We start from the raw sequence: 2,010 nt of genomic DNA, 5'->3' as shown, positions 1-2,010 counted from the left end.
TACGCATTGCGCGCGCTGTTTGCCGGGACGGCGGACCAGGAACCGCAAGTGGTCGTCGTGCGGCCGCGGCGGCGTTATCTCATGGCGGCGAGCTGGCTGGCCGTGGGTATCGCGTGCGGGTTCCTGATGCACATGATGTTGCCGATGATCGGTCGCGACAAACCTGCGCCGATGTTCGCGCAGCGCGCGGACATCGCTTACGCCGTGTACGCGCCTGAACAGCGGCACGCGGTGGAAGTCGCCGCGTCACAGGAAGATCATCTGGTGACGTGGCTTTCGAAGCGGCTCAACCGGTCGTTGACGATTCCGTCGCTGCACGAATACGGGTTCGAACTGGTCGGCGGCCGTCTGTTGCCGGGCGAGGACGGACCTGCCGCGCAGTTCATGTATCAGAACGCGAGCGGCGAGCGTCTCACGCTTTATATGACGAGCAGTACGGGCAAGCGTCGGGAGGAATATGCAATCCGCATGTTGCGCGACGGCACGCGACGCACGTTCTACTGGACCACGGAACAAGCGGGTTATGCGTTGTCGGGACAAATCGGCGAGGCAAAGCTGCGCGCCATTACCTTCGATACCTGTGCCGCGTTAGGCGGCGATCCTAAAAAATGGCAATGAACCTTCGAAAGATTCACATGCTTGCCCTGTGCGCGGGGCTCGGCCTGAGCGCCGCGGCCCTCGCTGATAACCGCTTCACCCTCACCTCACCCACCCTCTCCGATAACGCCACACTCGATTCCCGCCACGCCGCGAGCGCGCAGGACTGTGGCGGCAAGAACGTCTCGTTGCCGCTCGCATGGCGCAACGTGCCGTCGGGTACGAAGAGCTTCGCGGTGACAATCTACGATCCCGATGGCGCCAAAGGCCTCGGCATCGTGCATTGGGTCATGTATGGAATTCCGGCGTCCGTGACAACGCTCGAAGAAGGCGGACCGCCGCCGGCCGGGAGTATCGGCGGGATCAACCGGACGGGGAAAGATGGTTATTATGGTCCGTGCCCACCACGCGGCGATGCACCCCATCACTACGTAGTGCAGGCTTACGCGCTGGATCTCGCCGGAGAAACGATGCCGCCCGCGCTCAATCGCGACACGTTGATTGCCGCGATGAAGGATCACGTGCTGGCAACGTCGAGTATGGTGATTCGCTACGCGCGTTAAATAGCCTCGCGGCCGTCAGGTTTCATCGGCCGCGGCGAGACCCGCTCTCGTTTGCACGCCCCAGGCGCGCGAACGTCCCAGGAAATCGACCCAGCCCAGCGCCGCGCCCGTGTGGCGCAACAACTGGAACGTGAACGGCTCGACCACCGCCGATACAACCGCCATCCACAAGCTCGATCCGGCTGTGTCGCCGGTCCATCGGCGGTACAGGTGCACGGTCCACAAGTGAAACGCGAAATCGAGCAGGATCTTCGCGCCGATCACGCTGAAAATCGGCAGCACCACGGCGCCGCGCCGCTCCACGATAAACCCGATCAGCAACGCAAACGCCGTCAGGCCGTAGATGGGCTGCAGGGTATCGAACGCCTTGACGGGCAACATCAGGAGACCGAGCTTGCCGTATCGGCGATTGCCGGTCATATCGCGGTTCCAGTATTGCGTCTGCAGGAAACCCGCGAACCAGCGGCGGCGCTGGCGCATGAAACCGCTGAGCGAACTCGGCGCGTCCGTGATCGCGTGCGCATTGCCAACCACACGCACGTCCCAATCGAGACCGTGATCCACCGCGTGACGGCGCAACCTGTGAATCAGTTCGTAGTCTTCAACGAGACATTCGGCGTCGAACCCGCCGACCGCGACCAGCGCGTCACGTCGAAACGACGCAAACGCGCCCGAGATCAGCAGCAGGCTGTCGGCGCGCATCCAGGCAAAGCGCGAGATGAAATTACGAATGTATTCGTACGTCTGGAACCACTGGAAAAAGCGTCCGCTGAGCGTTTTGCAGCAGACCGGCACCAGAATGCCTTCGCCGCGCGCGCGAACCTCGTGGCGGCGGCAGGCATTCTGGTGA

At 62.8% G+C, this 2,010-nt stretch carries 3 protein-coding genes; 2 read left to right on the top strand and 1 reads right to left on the bottom strand.

Annotated elements, in window-relative coordinates:
- Both ACRXB1_RS35180 and ACRXB1_RS35175 read left to right on the top strand, forming a co-directional pair.
- Window positions 1-618: anti-sigma factor family protein (locus ACRXB1_RS35180; RefSeq protein ID WP_449494672.1), on the top strand; the 618-nt coding region annotated here is incomplete at its 5' end.
- Entirely contained in the window at window positions 615-1,160 is a 546-nt protein-coding gene (locus ACRXB1_RS35175; RefSeq protein WP_449494671.1) for a YbhB/YbcL family Raf kinase inhibitor-like protein, read from the top strand. The genes ACRXB1_RS35180 and ACRXB1_RS35175, both read left to right, overlap by 4 nt.
- A gap of 15 nt (window positions 1,161-1,175) precedes the next feature.
- Here ACRXB1_RS35175 and ACRXB1_RS35170 read toward each other — a convergent pair.
- On the bottom strand, window positions 1,176-2,010 hold an 835-nt coding region (locus tag ACRXB1_RS35170), incomplete at its 5' end, for a glycosyltransferase (RefSeq protein WP_449494670.1).

This window comes from Caballeronia sp. M23-90 (genome assembly GCF_053574605.1).
The sequence above is the reverse complement of the archived record's forward strand: the minus strand, read 5'-3'. Positions and strand labels throughout refer to the sequence as shown.

Excerpts from the sequence above, each read along its gene's own strand:
- ACRXB1_RS35175 (WP_449494671.1), top strand. The coding sequence starts at position 615 with ATGAACCTTCGAAAGATTCACATGCTTGCCCTGTGCGCGGGGCTCGGC.